Raw genomic sequence first — 19,120 nt, 5'->3', positions numbered from 1 at the left:
GCACAAACCCATGTTCGGACTGTTCAAAGCAAAACCGGCCAGGTATTTCTCTAATGAGGAGAACCGGCGCGTAGTGGCGGCTATCCAGGAAGCTGAAAAAAGAACCAGTGGCGAAGTCCGTGTGTTCGTTGAGAAACACTGCCGCTATGTGGAACCGCTGATGCGTGCACAGGAGATCTTCCTTTCCCTGAAGATGACAGAGACCGTGCAGCGTAACGCCGTTCTGGTATATGTTGCGATGAAAGACCGGCAGCTGGCTATCTATGGCGACGAAGGCATTCACAGTAAAGTGGGCGATGCTTTCTGGAACACGGAAGTGCAGAAAATGCTGCAGCAGTTCAACGGAGAAAATTATACCGAGGGCCTTGTCCAGATCATTTATGATATCGGCGAGGCCCTTGTTACCCATTTCCCATACGATGGCACAACAGATAAAAACGAACTGCCCGATGAGATCGTGTTTGGATAATTGACCAATTGCCGATGGTCAATTGCCAATTGGAAGATAACAAACCAGTTTTTTTCCGGCAATTGAACAATAGCAATTGAACAATACAACAGTTGAACCCATCCTGCAACTAAACAACTAATTCCCTCTCAATTGGCAATTGACAATTGACAATGAAAAAACTCCTCTTCCTCATATCATTCGCCGTCCTGTCGCTCGGATCTTTTGCACAGGAGGTATTACCCAAACCCAATCCGCCCAGGCTGGTTACAGATAAGGCCGGCGTACTGTCTGCCGAGCAGCTGGAAATACTCGAACAGAAACTGGTGGCACTGGACGACAGCACTTCCAACCAGATAGCCGTTGTGCTGGTCAGGTCGCTGGGTGATTACGGTATAGAAGAGTATGCCACCAAACTCTTTCGCGAGTGGGGCATCGGCAATAAGAAAACCAATAACGGTGTACTGCTGATCGCGGCTATCGACGACAGGAAAGTGCGTATCGAAACGGGCTACGGGCTGGAAGGGGCGATACCCGATATCATCGCCAGCGATATCATTCGGAACGATATCGCACCCAATTTCAAAAAAGGCGATTATTACCGCGGTATCGACGAGGCAACCGATGCCTTGTCAAAAGCCGCAGCGGGTGAATACAAGATCAAGAACAACAAACCAAAAGGCGATAACAGGGGCGGGCGCGGTATTGTCGGCTTCCTGATCCTTATCGGCATCATCGTATTTATTGCCATTATACGCGGTGGTCGTGGCGGAGGTGGTCGCAATGGCGGCATGATGAGCCGCAGCGGCTGGGGCGATGTGGCCACGGGTATGATACTCTCTTCCTTGCTCAACGGTGGTCGCGGCGGCGGCAGCGGATGGGGCGGCGGCGGTTTCGGTGGCTTTGGCGGCGGAAGCAGCGGCGGCGGCGGTGCCAGCGGAAGCTGGTAGGGAAGGGATTGTGCGATTGCCGATGGGGGATGGCCGATTGTTTTAGGGGGGATTTGGTGAGGAAATTTTGGGACTGATCGGCTGCCGTTTGGAGCCGTAGACAATAATAAAAATCCCGCCTTTCCGGGGCGGGATTTTTTATTGCATGCAATGCCGGGCGATGCTATTTTGGTAATTTACTGTTGATATAATCGATCATTTCCTTAGACCCTGCTGTTTTTGCTTTTTTGGCGGCAAGATCGTTCAGAATACCGGTGATCATCGCTTCAAACTGGGGCCTGGCAGAAGCGGGTATCTGGTCTTTGAAAGCAACGATCAGGTCAACACCCCGTTTGAATTTGGCCAGGTCGTTCACTTTTACCAGGAACTCTCCGTAAGCAAGCGTTGCCTGCACTTTGGCCTGCGAAAGCGGCATATTCTCATAATTGCCGGTGATATCATCGTACGCGGTCTCATCGCCGTATTTGATAATGGTATTGTTCACCTCGCTTGCCAGCAATCCTTTGTTCTTTTCTTTTTTCAGTTCCGATGCAATTTTGAAGGCCTCGTTGCCGTCAAGCACGGCAAGCGCACGCAGCGAAGCGCCGGCAACGGAATAGGAAGAGTCGCGGGTGCCTTTCAGGAAAAAATCGTGGTAGCTGCTGTTCTTCAGCCTGCCCAGCGCATCGATGGCCGCCTGCCTGGTAAGCCTGCGTTCATCGTTTTTGGCAATGGCTTCTATCTTGCTGATGGTGGCTGCATCGGGCGTTACGGTTCCGAACGAGTTCAGCGCCCTGATGCGGATCCGGAAATAAGGATCGCTCAGTCCTTTTACGATCAGGTCGTATGCGGCGGTCTCTTTAATATTCCTTGCGGCAAATTCCAACGCCTCCCTTCTGTCGAGGTAATGACCGCCGTAGTTGAACTGGTGAATATATTCCTGCAGGTTTTTACTGTCTTTTTTCACAGCAAGTGTATACCTGTCTGCATCCACATTAACCAGGTCGGGCCTGGATGAAACAGGGAAGGAGAAAGTATCCGCTTTGTTTTCCATCCATACCATATACCTTTTCTTGCTGGCGCCATGATAGATATCGATGGGCATATACAGTTTGAAGAGTTTATCTCCGGGCTGTGTTTGTTTGATGTAAACCCTGGATGTCTGCGTTGCCGCATCGTACCCGTAGCTGATATCCAGCGAAGGGTGCCCGCTGCCAAAATACCACTGGTCAAAGAACCAGTTCAGGTCTTTGCCGGTCACTTTTTCAAATGCCAGCCGCAGTTTTACCCCGCTTCCGTTACCGAATTTATTGGTGGTCAGGTATTCGTTCAGCGATTTGAAAAAAGCATCGTCACCTACGAATTTGCGAAGCATATGCAGTATACGGCCGCCTTTCTGGTAACTCACCACGTCAAACATATCTTCCTTGTCGTCGTAGAAAAAGCGAACCAGGTGTTTTGCCCTTGCATCAGGACTGTTTAGGTACTGCTGCATTTCGCTGAAATTCTCAAATGCCGCTTCATCAGCGCCGTATTTGTGTTCGAGCCAGAGATACTGGCTGTAATCGGCAAAACTTTCGTTAACGGTAAGGTTGCTCCAGCTTTCGGCGGTTACATAATCGCCAAACCACTGGTGAAACAGCTCGTGGGCAACCGTGCCTTCCCAGCTGTTCTGGTCGATCAGCTCCCTTGCATTCTGCTGTGCGCTTTCCTGGTGAAGGGTGGCCGTTGTATTCTCCATCGCGCCGCTTACATAGTCGCGCCCAACGATCTGGCTGTATTTCACCCAGGGAAATTCCACACCGGTTACCTTTTCTGAAAAGAATTTCATCATCTCAGGCGTAAGACCGAATATCTTTCTTGCCACAGGCTCGTATTCCTTCTCCACATAATAATTTACTTCCTTGCCCTTGTAGGTATCTTTTACCACCGCAAAATCACCCACCCCGATAAAGAACAGGTAGGGCGAATGCGGTAATGCCATTACCCATTTATCGGTACGCGTACCATCGGCGTTCTTTTTCTGAGCGGTAAGCTGTCCGTTGGACAGCGTAACGTATTTCGCAGGAACGGTGAGGTTGAACTCCTGTGTGGTTTTCTGGTTGGTTTTATCGATGGTGGGGATCCATACGGAGCTGGCTTCTGTTTCGCCCTGTGTCCAGATCTGTGTGGGTTTGTCTTTTTTCTCACCTCTCGGGTTGATAAAGTACAGGCCCTTGGCATCCGTGATGGCCACGCTGCCTTCAGAGCGGAACTCATCGGGTTTGGCGGTGTAGTCGATGTACACCACATAGCTTTCGTCGCGCAGGTAGGTCTTATCGAGTTTCACATCGAGGAAGAGGCTGTCGTAACGGTATTTCAGCGGTATGTTTTTTCCGTTCTTTACCAGTTCCACTTTATTGATGTTCATTCCCTTTGCATCGAGTTGTAGTGAATCGGTGGGATAAAAATGCGGTTTGAGCGTGATCCATACCCTGCCATTGAGGTAGGATTTGCCGTAATCGAATGAAGCATCGAGTTTGGTGTGTACCAGGTCGTTGATCTTGGTGGGCACCGCGCGGTATGCGGTATTCTCTGTTTCATCCGCGGCCGTCTGCGCGGCGGTTGTCAGCGCAGCAAAAATGCCAAGCAATAGCAATAGTCTCTTCATGAAAAAAGGATTTAGATAAGGAATAAAGGTAAAGGAATGCGGATTGCCGATTGCCGGTTGCGTATCGCCGATTGGGCGATTGTCAGCTTTTGATGATTATTTTCCCAAATCGGGCTTTGTGTGGGTCAGCTTGAGCGCCGCAGAAAGGAAACAGGCGGGCAGGACAACCGGTGAGGGGTGCCCAGGGCAGCTTGTAGGGTTTTGTCGAAGAGCTTGTGACCCGGGCGCAATTGATCAGCAGTAGCGATTTTTTCAAGTAGATTTGTCGCAAAGACAACAGCATGAAGCGTGTGGCGGGCAGGTACAAATTTTTGATTTTCACTGTGATGATCCTGTGGGGATGCAGGCAACTGCATGCGCAGCAAACACAGTTCATTCACCTGCAATCCGAGGGAGAGCAGCCTTTTTATGCAGCACTCGGGGGGGTACAGTACACTTCCTCCCTGAATGGCTACCTTGTCATTCCCGAGCTGCGCCCCGGTGAGTACCACCTGCTGATCGGCTTTCCTTCCACCGGCAAGGAATATGTGTTCGATTATACGATTGCCGACAGATCGCGCGCGTTTTCGATGAAAAGGGAGGTAGACAATAACTGGACTTTGTTCGATATGGTGGATTTTTCCGAAACCAGGGGCCTGTCTGCTTCCCTGTGGAGAAACCGGCAGCTGGCCCTGCAGAAAGAAGCGGTGCGTGCAGCCAGGGAACAGGCCCGGAAAAGCGGCGTTTCCGGCGGCATACATAAAATATACGACCGAGCTTCTCCGGGCGGGGTAGACCAGGTATATGTGGTGAACAACGGCAATAAGAAAGATACCATAGCGCTGTTTATACCGGCGTTGGAGGAGAACAAACCCGGTGCATCGGCATACCAGCCGCTGCAGTCAATGCCCCGCGCCCCCTTTTTTCCGGCGGCCGATGCCGGGGCCCTGGCAACCGATCCCCAGCGGAACCGTTACCTTGCACGCTAAACACCACCGTTCATGCCCCGTTATTTCCTGGAATTAGCCTATAAGGGTACTGCCTACAGCGGCTTCCAGGTGCAGCCGGGCAGGGCCACGGTGCAGTCGGAAGTGGAAAAAGCCCTGCAGGTACTGTTTAAGCAGGCTTTTGAACTCACGGGCTCTTCGCGTACCGATGCCGGCGTGCATGCAAAACAGAATTTTTTCCATTTCGATACCGGGCAGGCGATCTACAGTCGCCAGTTATACAACCTGAATGCCCTGCTGCCCCCCGATATTGTGGTAAAAGGTATCTACCGGGTGCCGGAAACGGCCCATAGCCGCTTTGATGCGGTATCGCGTGAGTATCAGTATTTTATCTATCACAGCAAGGATCCTTTTCTGACAGACCGCGCCTGGCGGTACCCTTACCCGCTTGACAGGGAGTTGCTGCAGCAGGCTGCTGTTGTGGTGGCCGGCCACCGTGATTTTACCAGTTTTTCCAAGCGCAATACCCAGGTAAAGACCTTTCTGTGTACGATCGAGCATTCGGAATGGACGGTGCAGGGCGGCAGGCTGGTGTATACGGTAAGGGCCAACCGTTTTTTGAGGGGTATGGTGCGGGGACTGGTGGGCACGATGCTGAAAGTTGGCCGTAAACAGCTATCGATCAATGAATTGAATGCTATTATCGAGGCCAGGGACTGTGCGCTGGCTGATTTTTCGAGTCCGGCGCAGGGTCTGTTCCTGGCGGCGGTAAATTATCCGGAGGCGCTGACACGGCAGTTTTTGCCCCTGAATAACGGGTAAACATCAATTCCGGGTGATCTTCCCGGTTTTTTTCAAAAATAAAACCCTTGCCAGTACAGCGTTTCAGCGGAATGGGGAGATAAATGCAGAAAAACATTTGGATAAAAGCAAACCCTGGTTATCTTTGCAACCCGCTTTTGAAAAAAGGCGTTGTTCTTTGGAGAGTAGATGACGAAAAGGCGAATAAAAAAAGCCGGATTTTTTAAATAAAATTTGGTGGTTACAATAACAATCCTATCTTCGCCGCCCGTTCAATAAAACGGGAGTTCATTGAAAGCAGAAATAAGTGATTTTACGAGGGAGATTCACGAATAAAAAAAGTGAAAATTTCGAAATAAAATTTGGCAGTAAACAACAGCCCCTTATCTTTGCCCTCCGTTTGAAAAAACGATAGTTCTTAACAGATTTTGACAACTAAAAAAGTTTGAAAAAAAACTTCAAATAATTTTGGTTGAATAAATAAAAGGCGCTTACCTTTGCAACCCCAATCAAAAGGGCGGCACTGAAAAATGCCAGAAGATCTTTGAAAGTTTGGAAACAACAGTACCATAAAATTAATTTTATGGTAAGGTTACAGCAATCAAAAAATACACACAAATCCGACGTTAATTTCAATTTAATTTGAGAGTAATAGTCAGATCAAACAACATTTACAATGGAGAGTTTGATCCTGGCTCAGGATGAACGCTAGCGGCAGGCTTAATACATGCAAGTCGTGGGGCAGCATGATGTAGCAATACATTGATGGCGACCGGCAAACGGGTGCGGAACACGTACACAACCTTCCGTCAAGTGGGGAATAGCCCAGAGAAATTTGGATTAATACCCCGTAACATATAGAGATGGCATCTTCTTTATATTATAGCTTCGGCGCTTGATGATGGGTGTGCGGCTGATTAGATAGTTGGCGGGGTAACGGCCCACCAAGTCTACGATCAGTAGCTGATGTGAGAGCATGATCAGCCACACGGGCACTGAGACACGGGCCCGACTCCTACGGGAGGCAGCAGTAAGGAATATTGGTCAATGGACGAAAGTCTGAACCAGCCATGCCGCGTGAAGGATTAAGGTCCTCTGGATTGTAAACTTCTTTTATCTGGGACGAAAAAAGGCGATTCTTCGTCACTTGACGGTACCAGATGAATAAGCACCGGCTAACTCCGTGCCAGCAGCCGCGGTAATACGGAGGGTGCAAGCGTTATCCGGATTCACTGGGTTTAAAGGGTGCGTAGGCGGGCAGGTAAGTCAGTGGTGAAATCCTAGAGCTTAACTCTAGAACTGCCATTGATACTATCTGTCTTGAATATTGTGGAGGTAAGCGGAATATGTCATGTAGCGGTGAAATGCTTAGATATGACATAGAACACCTATTGCGAAGGCAGCTTACTACGCATATATTGACGCTGAGGCACGAAAGCGTGGGGATCAAACAGGATTAGATACCCTGGTAGTCCACGCCCTAAACGATGATTACTCGACATTAGCGATACACAGTTAGTGTCTGAGCGAAAGCATTAAGTAATCCACCTGGGAAGTACGACCGCAAGGTTGAAACTCAAAGGAATTGGCGGGGGTCCGCACAAGCGGTGGAGCATGTGGTTTAATTCGATGATACGCGAGGAACCTTACCTGGGCTAGAATGCCATTTGACCGCTAGTGAAAGCTAGTTTTGTAGCAATACACAGATGGTAAGGTGCTGCATGGCTGTCGTCAGCTCGTGCCGTGAGGTGTTGGGTTAAGTCCCGCAACGAGCGCAACCCCTATCAGTAGTTGCCAACAGGTAATGCTGGGAACTCTACTGAAACTGCCGCCGTAAGGCGTGAGGAAGGAGGGGATGATGTCAAGTCATCATGGCCTTTATGCCCAGGGCTACACACGTGCTACAATGGGCAGGACAAAGGGCTGCAACACAGCGATGTGAAGCCAATCCCAAAAACCTGTTCTCAGTTCAGATTGGAGTCTGCAACTCGACTCCATGAAGCTGGAATCGCTAGTAATCGTATATCAGCAATGATACGGTGAATACGTTCCCGGACCTTGCACACACCGCCCGTCAAGCCATGGGAGCCGGGTGTACCTAAAGTCGGTAACCGCAAGGAGCTGCCTAGGGTAAAATCGGTGACTGGGGCTAAGTCGTAACAAGGTAGCCGTACCGGAAGGTGCGGCTGGAATACCTCCTTTTAGAGTTTGCTGTTAACTCTGTTGTTTCCAACTCTTTCATTGTTCACCAAAGCTTTTGCGTAGGTGAGTATCATCCTGCGTACTATGCACGTCGGCGATGAATAAAGTTCTTTTAAGAAAGTACTGTTAGTACCCGAATCAGACCCGTAGCTCAGTTGGTTAGAGCGCTACACTGATAATGTAGAGGTCACCAGTTCAACTCTGGTCGGGTCTACTAATGTAGTTGAATGGTTGCGTAGTTGAAAAGTTGATTGTGTACTTACTTATCAACTTGTCAGCCTGCTAACTGATCAACCAACACTTGGGGGGTTAGCTCAGTTGGCTAGAGCATCTGCCTTGCACGCAGAGGGTCATCGGTTCGACTCCGATATCCTCCACAAAAATCGAATTTGACAATGTGCAAATTTGAAAATTTGAAAATGAGGCGTTCGAAAAATTAGTTCTTTTAACATGAGATGTAGGCACAGGCCACCAGGATCGGATCCTGAACATCTGCAGGTTTATTTGAAACGGCAATGAAGTTAATTTTCGGATTAGCTCGTTGTCAAATGTTCAGATTAACAAGCTCTTTGACATATTGGGAAAGCGAAATCAATAACAAGAGAGGTTATGGTATATGCAAAGCCATAACTGATAAATTTTTTAAAGCAATTAAGGGCGCATGGTGGATGCCTAGGGTCTGAGAGGCGAAGAAGGACGTGGTAAGCTGCGATAAGCTACGGGGAGATGCACACGATCGTTATATCCGTAGATTTCCGAATGGGACAACCCACTATACTGAAGGTATAGTACTCGAAAGAGAGCCAACCCCGAGAACTGAAACATCTAAGTACCGGGAGGAAAAGAAAACAACAGTGATTCCCTGAGTAGTGGCGAGCGAAAAGGGACAAGCCCAAACCGTACCGGCGTGCCGGTGCGGGGTTATAGGACTGCATTTAGAAAGCGTTATCAAATCGAACCATCTGGAAAGTTGGGCCATAGCAGGTGATAGCCCTGTAGATACAAATTAACGTGGACGAGCAGTATCCTGAGTAACGCGGGACCGGAGGAATCTTGCGTGAAGTTGCCAGCACCATCTGGTAAGGCTAAATACTCCTCAGACACCGATAGTGAACCAGTACCGTAAGGGAAAGGTGAAAAGCACCCCGAACAGGGGAGTGAAATAGTACCTGAAACCGTGCGCCTACAAGCGGTCGGAGTCCCGTAAGGGATGACGGCGTGCCTTTTGCATAATGAGCCTACGAGTTACTCCTGACTGGCGAGGTTAAGTTCATATTTAACGGAGCCGAAGCGAAAGCGAGTCCAAATAGGGCGATTAGTCAGTCGGGGTAGACGCGAAACTTTGTGATCTATCCATGGGCAGGTTGAAGTTCTGGTAACACAGAATGGAGGACCGAACCCGTTGACGTTGAAAAGTCTTGGGATGACCTGTGGATAGGGGTGAAAGGCCAATCAAACTGAGAGATAGCTCGTTCTCCCCGAAATGTTTTTAGGAACAGCCTCGGATATAGAAGTATGATAGAGGTAGAGCTACTGATTGGGCTAGGGGGCTTCACCGCCTACCAAACCCTGACAAACTCCGAATGCTATCATATATCTCCGGGAGTGAGGCTGTGGGCGCTAAGGTCCATGGCCGAGAGGGAAATAACCCAGATTAGCAACTAAGGTCCCTAATACATGGTTAAGTTGATCAAACGAGGTGGGATTTCTATAACAGCCAGGATGTTGGCTTGGAAGCAGCCATTCATTTAAAGAGTGCGTAACAGCTCACTGGTCGAGAGATCCTGCACGGAAAATAATCGGGCATCAAACCATGAACCGAAGTTCTAAACCCCGCACAGCAATGTGGGGGTGGTAGGGGAGCATTCAAATCTGCACAGAAGGTGTACGGCGACGTATGCTGGAGCGATTTGAAAAGAAAATGTAGGCATAAGTAACGATAATTAAAGTGAAAAACTTTAACGCGAAAAGTCCAAGGTTTCCTGATCAACGTTAATCGGATCAGGGTTAGTCTGGTCCTTAGGAAAACCCGAAAGGGGCATCTGATGGAAAGAAGGTTAATATTCCTTCACCTACCATACATTAAAAGTGACGCAGGGACGTGGTGGTTGCGTGCTGACGGAATAGCACGCTGAGCGGAGTCTTCGGACAAAGCGAAACCATAAAATCCCTGCCAAGAAAAGCGAGTATGGCAGCCAGTACCGTAATCCGACACAGGTGGACGGGATGAGTATTCTAACGCGCTCGGGTGAGCCGTGGAGAAGGAACTAGGCAAATTGACGCTGTAACTTCGGGATAAAGCGTACCCCCGCAGCAGTGCGGGGGTCACAGTAAAATGGTTCAACCAACTGTTTAACAAAAACACAGGGCCCTGCAAAAACGTAAGTTGACGTATAGAGCCTGAAACCTGCCCGGTGCTGGAAGGTTAAGGAAGGGTGTTCGGCGCAAGCCAAAGCTCCTGACTGAAGCCCCAGTAAACGGCGGCCGTAACTATAACGGTCCTAAGGTAGCGAAATTCCTTGTCGGGTAAGTTCCGACCTGCACGAATGGTCTAATGAGTTGAACACTGTCTCCTCCACGAGCCCGGTGAAATTGTAGTATCGGTGAAGATGCCGGTTACCCGCCACGGGACGGAAAGACCCCGTGAACCTTCACTACAACTTTGCATTGATTTTGAGCACCAAATGTGTAGGATAGTTGGGAGACTTTGAAGCAGCATCGCCAGGTGTTGTGGAGTCATCGTTGAAATACCAACCTTTTGTTGCTTAGAACCTAACCCCTAACCGGGGACAGTGCATGGTGGGTAGTTTGACTGGGGTGGTCGCCTCCTAAAAAGTAACGGAGGCTCGCAAAGGTACCCTCAGTACGGTTGGTAATCGTACGTAGAGCGCATTAGTATAAGGGTGCTTGACTGTGAGGCAAACACGCCGAGCAGGAGCGAAAGCTGGCTAAAGTGATCCGGTGGTTCTGCATGGAAGGGCCATCGCTCAAAGGATAAAAGGTACTCCGGGGATAACAGGCTGATCTTACCCAAGAGCTCATATCGACGGTAAGGTTTGGCACCTCGATGTCGGTTCGTCACATCCTGGGGCTGGAGAAGGTCCCAAGGGTTCGGCTGTTCGCCGATTAAAGTGGCACGTGAACTGGGTTCAGAACGTCGCAAGACAGTTCGGTCCCTATCTGTGGTGGGCGCAAGTAAATTGAGTGGACATGTCCTTAGTACGAGAGGACCGGGACGTACGTACCGCTGGTGTATCTGTTGTGCCGCCAGGTGCAATGCAGAGTAGCTATGTACGGCAAGGATAAACGCTGAAAGCATCTAAGCGTGAAACCTTCCACAAGATGAGTTTACTTTTAAGGGTCGTCGAAGACTACGACGTTGATAGGCTATAGGTGTAAAGCTGGTAACAGCAAAGCCAAGTAGTACTAATTGCCCGTATGCTTTATTTTTTTTCTTGTTATTATTTCTCTATTCCAATATGTCTAACTTATTTATCCGCCGAAGCGTTAGCGTAGGCAGATAGGATGATCTTATGGTGGTTTTGCCGAGGGTGTTCACCTCTTCCCTTTCCGAACAGAGAAGTTAAGCCCCTCATGGCCGATGGTACTTGCATTTAGCTGGGAGAGTAGGTAGCTGCCATATTTATTGAAGCCCTTCAGTTTTCTGAAGGGCTTTTTTTTGCCTGCGGCAAAAGAATGTCGAACAGATGATCAAGGAACAGATGAATAGCGAAGTTGTATTTTTTTAACTAGCTGAGCTCCCTTGCCTATTTCAGCCTTCGCTATTCCCTCCGTCCGGCATCCCCGCTCATCTGTTCCACTGCTCCTTGCTCCTTGTTCCTCTGTTCTCCCTCTTTCGGTCTTCAATATTCCTTGTTCAATATTCAATATTTCCTCCTCCGTCCAGCATCCCCGCTCATCTGTTCCACTGCTCCTTGCTCCTTGTTCCTCTGTTCTCCCTCTTTCGGTCTTCAATATTCCTTGTTCAATATTCAATATTTCCTCCTCCGTCCAGCATCCCCGCTCATCCGTTCCCTGCTCCTTGCTCCTTGTTCCTCTGTTCTCCCTCTTTCGGCCTTCAATATTCATTATTCCCTTCCTCATCACGCCACATCTTCCCCGGTAGAGGCCGCCAACAACCTGAACCAGTCTTCTCTTTCCAGCACAACGGAGGCGGCATTCCTTGCCTGCACAAGCCGTTCCAGCCGGGTGGTTCCGATAACGGAAACAATGCCCGCCGGATGCGACTGCAGCCAGGCCAGCAGTATTTCATTCAGTCCCGTTTCATAGCGTGCAGCCAGCTCCGATGCGGTTGCCATAATACTCCTGAACCTGGGATGCGAATCATCTGTAAACAGTCCCCCGCCCAGTGGTGCCCATGCCATCGGCACGATCCGGTGCTTCATGCAGTTTTCAAGCGTACCGTCGGCAAACGCATTGAGCCGGATGATCGATATCTCCACCTGGTTATAGTCGATCTCGGTGTACTGCGCCAGCAGGTCTACCTGGTGGGGTAAGAAATTGGATACGCCAAATGAAAGGATCTTACCCTGTTGCTTCAGATAACTCACCGCTTCCGCCACTTCCGCGGGGTCGAGCAGCGGGTCAGGCCGGTGTATCAGCAATACATCGAGGTATTCTGTGCCGAAATTCTTCAGCGACCGTTCCACGGAACTGATCATATGTTCCCTGGAAGTATCGTAGGATTTGATACCGTGCTCCGGCCGGTTCGCCGTGACCATCCGTATACCGCATTTGCTGATGATCTTTATCTGCGAACGAAGCCCGACATCCTCTTTCAGTGCTTTGCCGAATTCTGCCTCCGTGGTGTAATCGCCGTAAATATCTGCATGATCAAAACTGGTGATGCCTGTTTTCAGGCAGTCATCGATCATCTGCCGATACGCCGCCGTGGAAAATTCAGCGCCCCATTTACCCCATCGCATACATCCGGCAACGGGTGAACTGATACTGGGTTTCATAGTAAGGTCGTTGAGATGGATTATTGGTCAGGTACACTGTATCGGCCAAAGGGTCAGCTGCCCCACGGCCGATCAACAGTCCTGTCCGTTCAGATACCAATTTACCGCCTTTACCTGTTGTAACCAATTTATGCATCCCGAACAGCCCGTCTGCCCCGGTCAATCGCTCCACCGAATAAATTAACAGGGCGATCATTATTTCCTTACATTAACAGCTTTGTTTATCAATCTTTATACTATGCCGAATTATTTTCGTTTCGGCTGCCTGATCGTTTGTGCAGCCCTCTCATTCACCGCCGGCCTTGCACAAACCGGCCGCGCACTAACCACTGCGGGCTATGCACGTGCAGAGAAAGCAATGAACTATAACACCGGGCAACTGGCAGACCGGTTGTCCATTCAACCCAACTGGTTAAGCGGTGACCGTTTCTGGTACCGTGTGCTCACGGCCCGGGGAAGTGAGTTTATTGTTGTGGATCCCGCCAAAGGAACACGTGAACCTGCATTTGACCAGCAAAAACTGGCCGCGGCGTTATCGGCCGCCAGCGGTGAAAAATACGAGGCGGCTAAATTGCCGTTTACCGCATTCAGTTACGCGCAGGATGGAACTTCCGTCCGTTTTACTGCAGCTGGCAAAAACTGGAAATACGATCCTTCTGCCAATACTGTTATGGCAGATAACGCAGCCACTGACGGCACCGGGGGCGGAGCGGGTTTTGGCGGTCGCGGCGGATTTGGTCGCGGCGTTGGCACCACGGTGGCTTCGCCGGATGGAAAGAAAACAGCATTTCTTCGCGACAACAACCTATGGGTCCGCGATATCGCCAGCAACAAGGAAACACAGCTCACAACCGACGGCGTAAAGAATTTTGCGTATGCCACAGACAATGCCGGCTGGAAGAAAAGTGAACGGCCGATACTGGTATGGTCGCCCGACTCGAAGAAAATTGCCACGTACCAGCAGGACGAACGCAATGTGGCCGATATGTACCTGGTAACCACCAATGTTGGCAAACCGGTGCTGCAAAGCTGGAAGTATCCGCTGGCGGGCGCGCAGGAGATCGTTGCCATCCATCGTGTAATCATCAACGTAGATAAACCCGAAGTGATCAAACTGAAACTGGCGCCAGGCGCAAGAAGGGGCAGTTCCTGCGACGATATCTCCTGCGGCGGAAAGGATTTTGGAGATGTGGAATGGGCAAAAGACGGATCGCATATCGTGTTTGCCGTTACATCAAGGGATCATAAAGAAGAAACGATCTATCGCGCAGAGGCGAATACTGGTGAGCTGCGTGAATTGTTCAACGAAAAGATCGCCACACAGTTTGAGTCGGGTGATGGCATCATCAACTGGCGATACCTTTCAGGTTCCAACGAAGTGTTATGGTATTCGGAAAGAGCTAACTGGGGACATTTTTATCTCTACGACGCAAGCACAGGTAAACTGAAAAACCAGGTGACCAGGGGCGACTGGGCGGTAACACGTTTGGTAAAGATCGATGAAGCCAGTCGCACGATCTATTTCCTGGCAGGCGGCCGCGAACCCGGTAACCCTTATTTCAGTCATTTTTATAAGATCGGTTTTGACGGAAACAACCTGTTATCGCTTACACCCGAGCCGGGCAATCATCAGGTAACACTGGCGGCATCCGGTAACTATTTTATCGACCGTTATTCGCAGCAGAATGTTGCACCGGTTACCGTGCTGAAAGACAGCAACGGTAAACTGGTTGCAGCACTCGAGAAAGCAGATATCTCCCGTCTCACTGCCACCGGCTGGAAACCACCGGTTCCTTTCTCGGTAAAAGCCGCCGATGGCAAAACGGATATTTACGGTGTGATGTTCACGCCGTCTCATCTCGATCCGAAAAAGAAATACCCCATCATCAATTATATCTATCCGGGTCCGCAGGGCGGCAGTGTGGGCAACTGGGGTTTTGATGTGGCCAAAGGCGATTGCCAGGCATTGGCCGAACTCGGTTTTGTGGTAGTGGCTATCGAAGGAACTTCCAACCCGCTGCGTTCAAAAAGCTTCCATGATATGAACTATGGAAATATGGCCGAGAATACCCTGCCAGACCAGATAGGCGGTATGAAACAGCTGGCTGCCAGATATCCCTATATCGATATCAGCAAAGCCGGTATATGGGGACATTCCGGCGGCGGTTTTGCCACGGCATCGGCTATGTTCAAATACCCCGATTTCTTCAAAGTGGGTATTTCCGAATCGGGTAACCACGATAACCGCAACTATGAAGACGACTGGGGTGAGAGATACATCGGCCTCGAGACAAAAGATGCCAATGGTAAATCCAATTATGAGGCACAGGCCAACCAGACCTATGCAAAGAACCTGAAAGGAAAACTGATGCTGGCGCATGGTATGCTGGACGACAACGTACCGCCGTACAATACCCTGCTCGTGGTGGAAGCGCTGGAGAAAGCCAACAAGGATTATGACCTGGTGATCTTCCCGAACAGCCGGCATGGCTATGGAGAATATTCGCTCTATATGACACGCAGACGCTGGGATTATTTTGTAAAGCACCTGATGGGCGCAGAGCCTCCGAAAGAATATGAGCTGAAAACCAAAACCGATCCGCGTAATCCTGTGCAGCCTGGTTTTGGTGCGGGGCAGGGGCCGGAGGAATAGAACGGATGAACAAGGAACGGAGAAACAAGGAACAGGAGAACAAGGAACGGAGGAATAAGGAACGGATGAATCACAAACCCCGCGGTATGGCTGCGGGGTTTGTTTTTTTGGACCGGTACCGGATAGCGGATACGAAAAAGTCCGGCCTTGGCCGGACTTAAGATTATCGAGCTGTTTTGCGCCTAGTATTTGTTGTAGCCGCCGCCGCCGTTTCCACGATCGCGGTTGTAGCCGCCGCCACCGCGGGAGCCACCACCACCGTAACCGCCACGGCCACCGCCGCCGCCGTTACCGAATGATTTCTTTTTGAAACCACCTCTTTCGCCTTCCGGACGGGGGGTTGATTCGTTTACCACGATCTTGCGGCCAAGCACTTCTGTATCGTGCAGGGCAGCGATCGCAGCGCGTGCTGCATCGTCGTCGGCCATTTCAACAAAACCAAAACCTTTGCTGCGGTCGTTGTTGAATTTGTCGGTGATGATCTTGGCGCTGGTTACTTCGCCATAGGGAGCAAACAGGTTTTGCATGTCTTCACTGGTCATATTCCAGTTCAGGTTTCCAACGTAAATGTTCATGTTCTTTAAAAAATTAAGTGAATAAAACCCCAATGGGTAAACAGTAACCAAGAACCCTGAAGCATTTACGTTAAAACACATTCAAAGATGGAAGCACTGCCATTGGACTACCGAAGATACTGCTTTTGGGAGATTTTGAAATGCCGGACCCGGAATTTTTGCCCTGGGGCAATATTCGGTGTTTTCCGCGGTTTTACCGTGATTTTTACCCTGTTACAACTACGGGCTGCCACAAAAGATGCCGGTTTCGGCAGCCAGGCCCCTAATCGCCCTGCCCGGTAAACAGAAAAGCCCCTTTTTTCAGGGGGCTTTTCTTATGATCAGCGGTCGCTTTTATTCGGCAACCACTTCAAAATCAAGTTCTACGGTGTTACCGTTGCCAAAATCGATGGCAGCTTTATGGGTACCGAGTTCTTTTACTTCGTCCACGATGGAAATGCGCTTGCGGTCGATCTCGTAACCTTTCTGGTCACGGATGGCGCGGGCGATCTGCAGGGAAGTAACGCTACCGAAGATCTTTCCGCTGGTGCCGGTTTTGGCGCCGATGGAAACAGGCGAAGCCTTCAGCACTTCGATAACTTTATTGAGCTCAGCCAGCATGGCAGCCTCTTTTTTAGCGGCTACTTTCAGGCGCTCTTCCTGCTGTTTCAGGTTGGAGGGGTTTGCCTCTACAGCCAGCTTGCTGGGAATCAGGTAGTTGCGTGCATAACCATTCTTTACGGTAACCAGTTCATTACGGCCACCCAGGTTGTTCACGTCTTCGATCAGGATTACTTGCATGTTTGTTGTTTTAGTCCCAAGAGCCCAGTCCTACGCAAAAGCTTCGGCCTGTCTTCGACAGTTTTGATGCTGGCGAGTTAGGGAAGGTTACTAATTAAGTATGGATTGGTACGATTGGCGAAGTAAGGCATCATTGGTTCGGATACCCGCACCCCGTAAATCGCACCCGGTTTCTATTTCAACAGGTCGGTTACATAAGGCAACAGCGCCATCTGGCGTGCTTTCTTAACGGCGTCCTGTACTTTACGCTGGTATTTCAGGGAGTTACCTGAGAGGCGGCGGGGCAGCAGTTTGCCCTGCTCGTTGATGAATTTTTTCAGGAACTCGATGTCTTTGTAATCAACGTATTTAATGCCATATTTCTTGAAGCGGCAGAATTTTTTCTTTGGCTTCTCCTGTTTGATGGCGGTCAGGTATTTGATTTCGTTCTTTGCCATGATTAAGCCTCCTGTTTGTCTTGCATTGCAAATCCGCCATTTCTTTTAACGTGGTTGTACTCGACGGCGTATTTATCGAGACGTGTGAACATGTGACGCATCACCTGCTCGTCGCGGAGCATCTGGATCTTCAGCTTCTCGTTGAGTTCGGAAGGACCGGTGAATTCAAGAACCCAGTAAATACCGGTTGTTTTTTTCTGGATAGGGTAGGCCAGAGACTTTAAACCCCAGGGATGGCTTGCAATAATGGAGCCACCGGTTTCAGTGATCATATCGGAGTATTTTTTCTGGGAAGCTTTGAAATCTTCCTCAGACAATACCGGTGTAAAGATCACCATCAATTCGTAATTGTTCATTACCTGAATTTTTTGGTTATGAAATGGTTTTTTCCCACTGGACATCCTCCCGCTTTCCGTGCGGGAGAAAGAATCTGCCAAAACAGATTTGGGGCGGCGAAGGTAATGAATCATTGGGAATTTACCTGCAGGAATGGGCGCAAAAAAGCGGACATTTCGTAACATGCTAATTATCAGTTAGTAAGCAAAGCCCAGCCCGGCGGGGATTTCGCTCCTTTTTTCAGTTCCGCGCCTTTTTTGCCAGCACCACAAAAGTAGGAAAATGATCGCTGTAGCCGCCCCGGTACAGGTTACCGTCCCAGGTACGCATGGGGTAGCCCCTGAAGCGGCCGCGGTCTTCTTTCATGAACGGCTCCGCAAAGATCGCCGCATGGTGAAAAAAGTAAGACGAATCACCCGGGTTAAGCCAGGCGTGTGAAAGCAGTATCTGGTCAAACAGACCCCAGCTGTCGCGGTTGGCCAGGGTACCTAGTCCTTTTTGATAGGGCTCCAGCCAGGGGTTGAACCAGGCGGCCGGCGTTACTTCTTCTTTGTTTCCTTTTGCACCGAGTACCTGCACGATGCTCGGACTGTCGGGATCATCGTTGAGGTCTCCCATCAGAATGATCTTTGCATGCGGATCGCTGTGTAGGATGTTCCGCGCATGATCCCGGCATACCGAAGCCGCCGCGGCGCGGGCCGGAGCGCTTCTTTCCTGGCCTCCCCGGCGGCTGGGCCAGTGATTTACATACAGGTGAATCATTTCTCCCGACAGCCATCCCTTTACATAGAGTATGTCCCTGGTGTATGCCGCCTCCTTGCTGTTGCCCGGCAGCGCAACAAATAACCTGGCCGCATACACCGGTCTGAAGTAGACGGCCTGGTACAGCAAACCCACATCCACACCCCTTGCATCTTTTGAATCAAAATGAATTACCTGGTACCTGCGTGCATGCAACAGCGGATGCTGTACGAGATCCTGTAACACGGTGTCATTCTCAATCTCCGCCACACCCAGCAATACGGGTCCGTCGGGAGAGATATCCCTGCCTATTCTGCTGATAACAGTGGCCAGTTTCTGAAGCTTGTCACGGTAAATGGCCGAGGTATATTTTTTCGCGCCGGCAGGCGTAAACTCGTCGTCGTTCACCAAGGCATTGTCGACCGTATCGTACAGGTTCTCCAGGTTATAAAATGCCACGATGCATACCTGGTAAGGCTTGTCGGCCGCCAGGTATACCATCAGCAATAATACCAGTACGGCAATCATACGCATGCAGCAAACCTACGCCGGCGTCTCAGCGTGGGGTAGCGTATTTACCGCATAAAAAACACGGAGGTATTGGATGCGGCGACAGGCCTGCTTAGTTTCGTTTTCCTTTGTTGCCGCCCCGCATTTTGT

Annotated in this window: 14 protein-coding genes, 2 tRNA genes and 3 rRNA genes; 10 read left to right on the top strand and 9 right to left on the bottom strand. The window is 50.0% G+C overall.

Features of this window, described 5'->3' with window-relative positions; translation table 11 throughout:
• The first annotated feature begins 10 nt into the window (after positions 1-10).
• Together GWC94_RS11025 and GWC94_RS16955 are read left to right on the top strand one after the other, a co-directional pair.
• A complete protein-coding gene (locus GWC94_RS11025) occupies positions 11-469 on the top strand; it encodes a TPM domain-containing protein (RefSeq protein WP_161835078.1) in 459 nt (152 codons plus the stop codon).
• Between the two features lie 152 nt (positions 470-621).
• Positions 622-1,398 carry a TPM domain-containing protein gene (locus GWC94_RS16955; RefSeq protein ID WP_161835077.1) on the top strand — a complete coding sequence of 259 codons (777 nt, stop codon included), beginning with the start codon at positions 622-624 and terminating at the stop codon, positions 1,396-1,398.
• A 163-nt stretch (positions 1,399-1,561) separates the two neighbouring features.
• Here GWC94_RS16955 and GWC94_RS11015 read toward each other — a convergent pair whose 3' ends face one another.
• Positions 1,562-4,027 (bottom strand): M1 family aminopeptidase, encoded by a 2,466-nt coding sequence (locus GWC94_RS11015; protein WP_161835076.1) that lies wholly within the window; start codon positions 4,025-4,027, stop codon positions 1,562-1,564.
• A 281-nt stretch (positions 4,028-4,308) separates the two neighbouring features.
• Here GWC94_RS11015 and GWC94_RS11010 point away from each other — a divergent pair, with 281 nt between their 5' ends.
• From GWC94_RS11010 to rrf, 7 genes are all read left to right on the top strand, one after another.
• Positions 4,309-4,995, top strand: coding sequence for a hypothetical protein (locus GWC94_RS11010; protein ID WP_161835075.1), 687 nt, complete (start codon positions 4,309-4,311; stop codon positions 4,993-4,995).
• 12 nt (positions 4,996-5,007) lie between these two features.
• Entirely contained in the window at positions 5,008-5,775 is a 768-nt protein-coding gene (gene truA / locus GWC94_RS11005) for a tRNA pseudouridine(38-40) synthase TruA (protein ID WP_161835074.1), read from the top strand.
• A 652-nt stretch (positions 5,776-6,427) separates the two neighbouring features.
• Positions 6,428-7,956: ribosomal RNA gene (locus GWC94_RS11000) — 16S ribosomal RNA — on the top strand.
• A 140-nt stretch (positions 7,957-8,096) separates the two neighbouring features.
• Positions 8,097-8,170, top strand: a tRNA-Ile gene (locus tag GWC94_RS10995).
• 89 nt (positions 8,171-8,259) lie between these two features.
• A tRNA-Ala gene (locus GWC94_RS10990) sits at positions 8,260-8,333 on the top strand.
• A 264-nt stretch (positions 8,334-8,597) separates the two neighbouring features.
• Positions 8,598-11,406, top strand: a 23S ribosomal RNA gene (locus GWC94_RS10985).
• 82 nt (positions 11,407-11,488) lie between these two features.
• A 5S ribosomal RNA gene (gene rrf / locus GWC94_RS10980) occupies positions 11,489-11,599 on the top strand.
• The 16S, 23S and 5S rRNA genes sit together here with 2 tRNA genes alongside, the layout of an rRNA operon.
• Positions 11,600-11,667: 68 nt before the next feature.
• Here the strand turns inward: rrf and GWC94_RS10975 are convergent.
• Genes GWC94_RS10975 through GWC94_RS10965 form a run of 3 tightly spaced genes read right to left on the bottom strand, consistent with a single transcriptional unit; the run spans position 11,668 to position 13,134 of the window.
• Entirely contained in the window at positions 11,668-12,060 is a 393-nt protein-coding gene (locus tag GWC94_RS10975; RefSeq protein WP_161835073.1) for a hypothetical protein, read from the bottom strand.
• Entirely contained in the window at positions 12,060-12,938 is an 879-nt protein-coding gene (locus GWC94_RS10970) for an aldo/keto reductase (RefSeq protein WP_161835072.1), read from the bottom strand. Before GWC94_RS10970 ends, GWC94_RS10975 begins: the two co-directional genes overlap by 1 nt.
• Positions 12,889-13,134: a hypothetical protein gene (locus GWC94_RS10965; RefSeq protein WP_161835071.1), complete on the bottom strand. Its 246-nt coding sequence runs from the start codon at positions 13,132-13,134 to the stop codon at positions 12,889-12,891. The genes GWC94_RS10970 and GWC94_RS10965 overlap by 50 nt, the downstream gene beginning before the upstream one ends.
• Positions 13,135-13,176: 42 nt before the next feature.
• On the opposite strand from GWC94_RS10965, the gene GWC94_RS10960 reads away from it, so the two are divergent.
• The gene (locus GWC94_RS10960) at positions 13,177-15,591 is read left to right on the top strand and encodes a S9 family peptidase (RefSeq protein ID WP_161835070.1); all 2,415 of its coding nucleotides are present in this window, start codon (positions 13,177-13,179) and stop codon (positions 15,589-15,591) included.
• A 182-nt stretch (positions 15,592-15,773) separates the two neighbouring features.
• Here GWC94_RS10960 and GWC94_RS10955 read toward each other — a convergent pair whose 3' ends face one another.
• From GWC94_RS10955 to GWC94_RS10935, 5 genes are all read right to left on the bottom strand, one after another.
• Positions 15,774-16,166, bottom strand: coding sequence for an RNA recognition motif domain-containing protein (locus GWC94_RS10955; RefSeq protein WP_161835069.1), 393 nt, complete (start codon positions 16,164-16,166; stop codon positions 15,774-15,776).
• 333 nt (positions 16,167-16,499) lie between these two features.
• Positions 16,500-16,946, bottom strand: coding sequence for a 50S ribosomal protein L9 (gene rplI / locus GWC94_RS10950; RefSeq protein WP_161835068.1), 447 nt, complete (start codon positions 16,944-16,946; stop codon positions 16,500-16,502).
• A 173-nt stretch (positions 16,947-17,119) separates the two neighbouring features.
• Positions 17,120-17,383 (bottom strand): 30S ribosomal protein S18, encoded by a 264-nt coding sequence (gene rpsR, locus GWC94_RS10945; protein WP_161835067.1) that lies wholly within the window; start codon positions 17,381-17,383, stop codon positions 17,120-17,122.
• Positions 17,384-17,385: 2 nt separating this feature from the next.
• Positions 17,386-17,904: a 30S ribosomal protein S6 gene (gene rpsF / locus GWC94_RS10940; protein ID WP_235918515.1), complete on the bottom strand. Its 519-nt coding sequence runs from the start codon at positions 17,902-17,904 to the stop codon at positions 17,386-17,388.
• Positions 17,905-17,959: 55 nt separating this feature from the next.
• Complete coding sequence (locus GWC94_RS10935) at positions 17,960-18,994, bottom strand: endonuclease/exonuclease/phosphatase family protein (RefSeq protein ID WP_161835066.1); 1,035 nt, start codon at positions 18,992-18,994, stop codon at positions 17,960-17,962.
• Positions 18,995-19,120: the final 126 nt, after the last annotated feature.

The organism is Sediminibacterium soli (assembly GCF_009939225.1).
Taxonomy (GTDB): domain Bacteria; phylum Bacteroidota; class Bacteroidia; order Chitinophagales; family Chitinophagaceae; genus Sediminibacterium; species Sediminibacterium soli.
This window is presented reverse-complemented; position numbering and strand designations above follow the sequence as displayed.

What these genes read in the sequence shown, in the direction of transcription:
- GWC94_RS11025 (WP_161835078.1), top strand. Translation starts at nt 11, where the DNA reads ATGTTCGGACTGTTCAAAGCAAAACCGGCCAGGTATTTCTCTAATGAG.
- GWC94_RS16955 (WP_161835077.1), top strand. Translation starts at nt 622, where the DNA reads ATGAAAAAACTCCTCTTCCTCATATCATTCGCCGTCCTGTCGCTCGGA.
- GWC94_RS11015 (WP_161835076.1), bottom strand. Translation starts at nt 4,027, where the DNA reads ATGAAGAGACTATTGCTATTGCTTGGCATTTTTGCTGCGCTGACAACC.
- GWC94_RS11010 (WP_161835075.1), top strand. Translation starts at nt 4,309, where the DNA reads ATGAAGCGTGTGGCGGGCAGGTACAAATTTTTGATTTTCACTGTGATG.
- truA (WP_161835074.1), top strand. Translation starts at nt 5,008, where the DNA reads ATGCCCCGTTATTTCCTGGAATTAGCCTATAAGGGTACTGCCTACAGC.
- GWC94_RS10975 (WP_161835073.1), bottom strand. Translation starts at nt 12,060, where the DNA reads ATGAGGAAGGGAATAATGAATATTGAAGGCCGAAAGAGGGAGAACAGA.
- GWC94_RS10970 (WP_161835072.1), bottom strand. Translation starts at nt 12,938, where the DNA reads ATGAAACCCAGTATCAGTTCACCCGTTGCCGGATGTATGCGATGGGGT.
- GWC94_RS10965 (WP_161835071.1), bottom strand. Translation starts at nt 13,134, where the DNA reads ATGATCGCCCTGTTAATTTATTCGGTGGAGCGATTGACCGGGGCAGAC.
- GWC94_RS10960 (WP_161835070.1), top strand. Translation starts at nt 13,177, where the DNA reads ATGCCGAATTATTTTCGTTTCGGCTGCCTGATCGTTTGTGCAGCCCTC.
- GWC94_RS10955 (WP_161835069.1), bottom strand. Translation starts at nt 16,166, where the DNA reads ATGAACATTTACGTTGGAAACCTGAACTGGAATATGACCAGTGAAGAC.
- rplI (WP_161835068.1), bottom strand. Translation starts at nt 16,946, where the DNA reads ATGCAAGTAATCCTGATCGAAGACGTGAACAACCTGGGTGGCCGTAAT.
- rpsR (WP_161835067.1), bottom strand. Translation starts at nt 17,383, where the DNA reads ATGGCAAAGAACGAAATCAAATACCTGACCGCCATCAAACAGGAGAAG.
- rpsF (WP_235918515.1), bottom strand. Translation starts at nt 17,904, where the DNA reads ATGTTACGAAATGTCCGCTTTTTTGCGCCCATTCCTGCAGGTAAATTC.
- GWC94_RS10935 (WP_161835066.1), bottom strand. Translation starts at nt 18,994, where the DNA reads ATGCGTATGATTGCCGTACTGGTATTATTGCTGATGGTATACCTGGCG.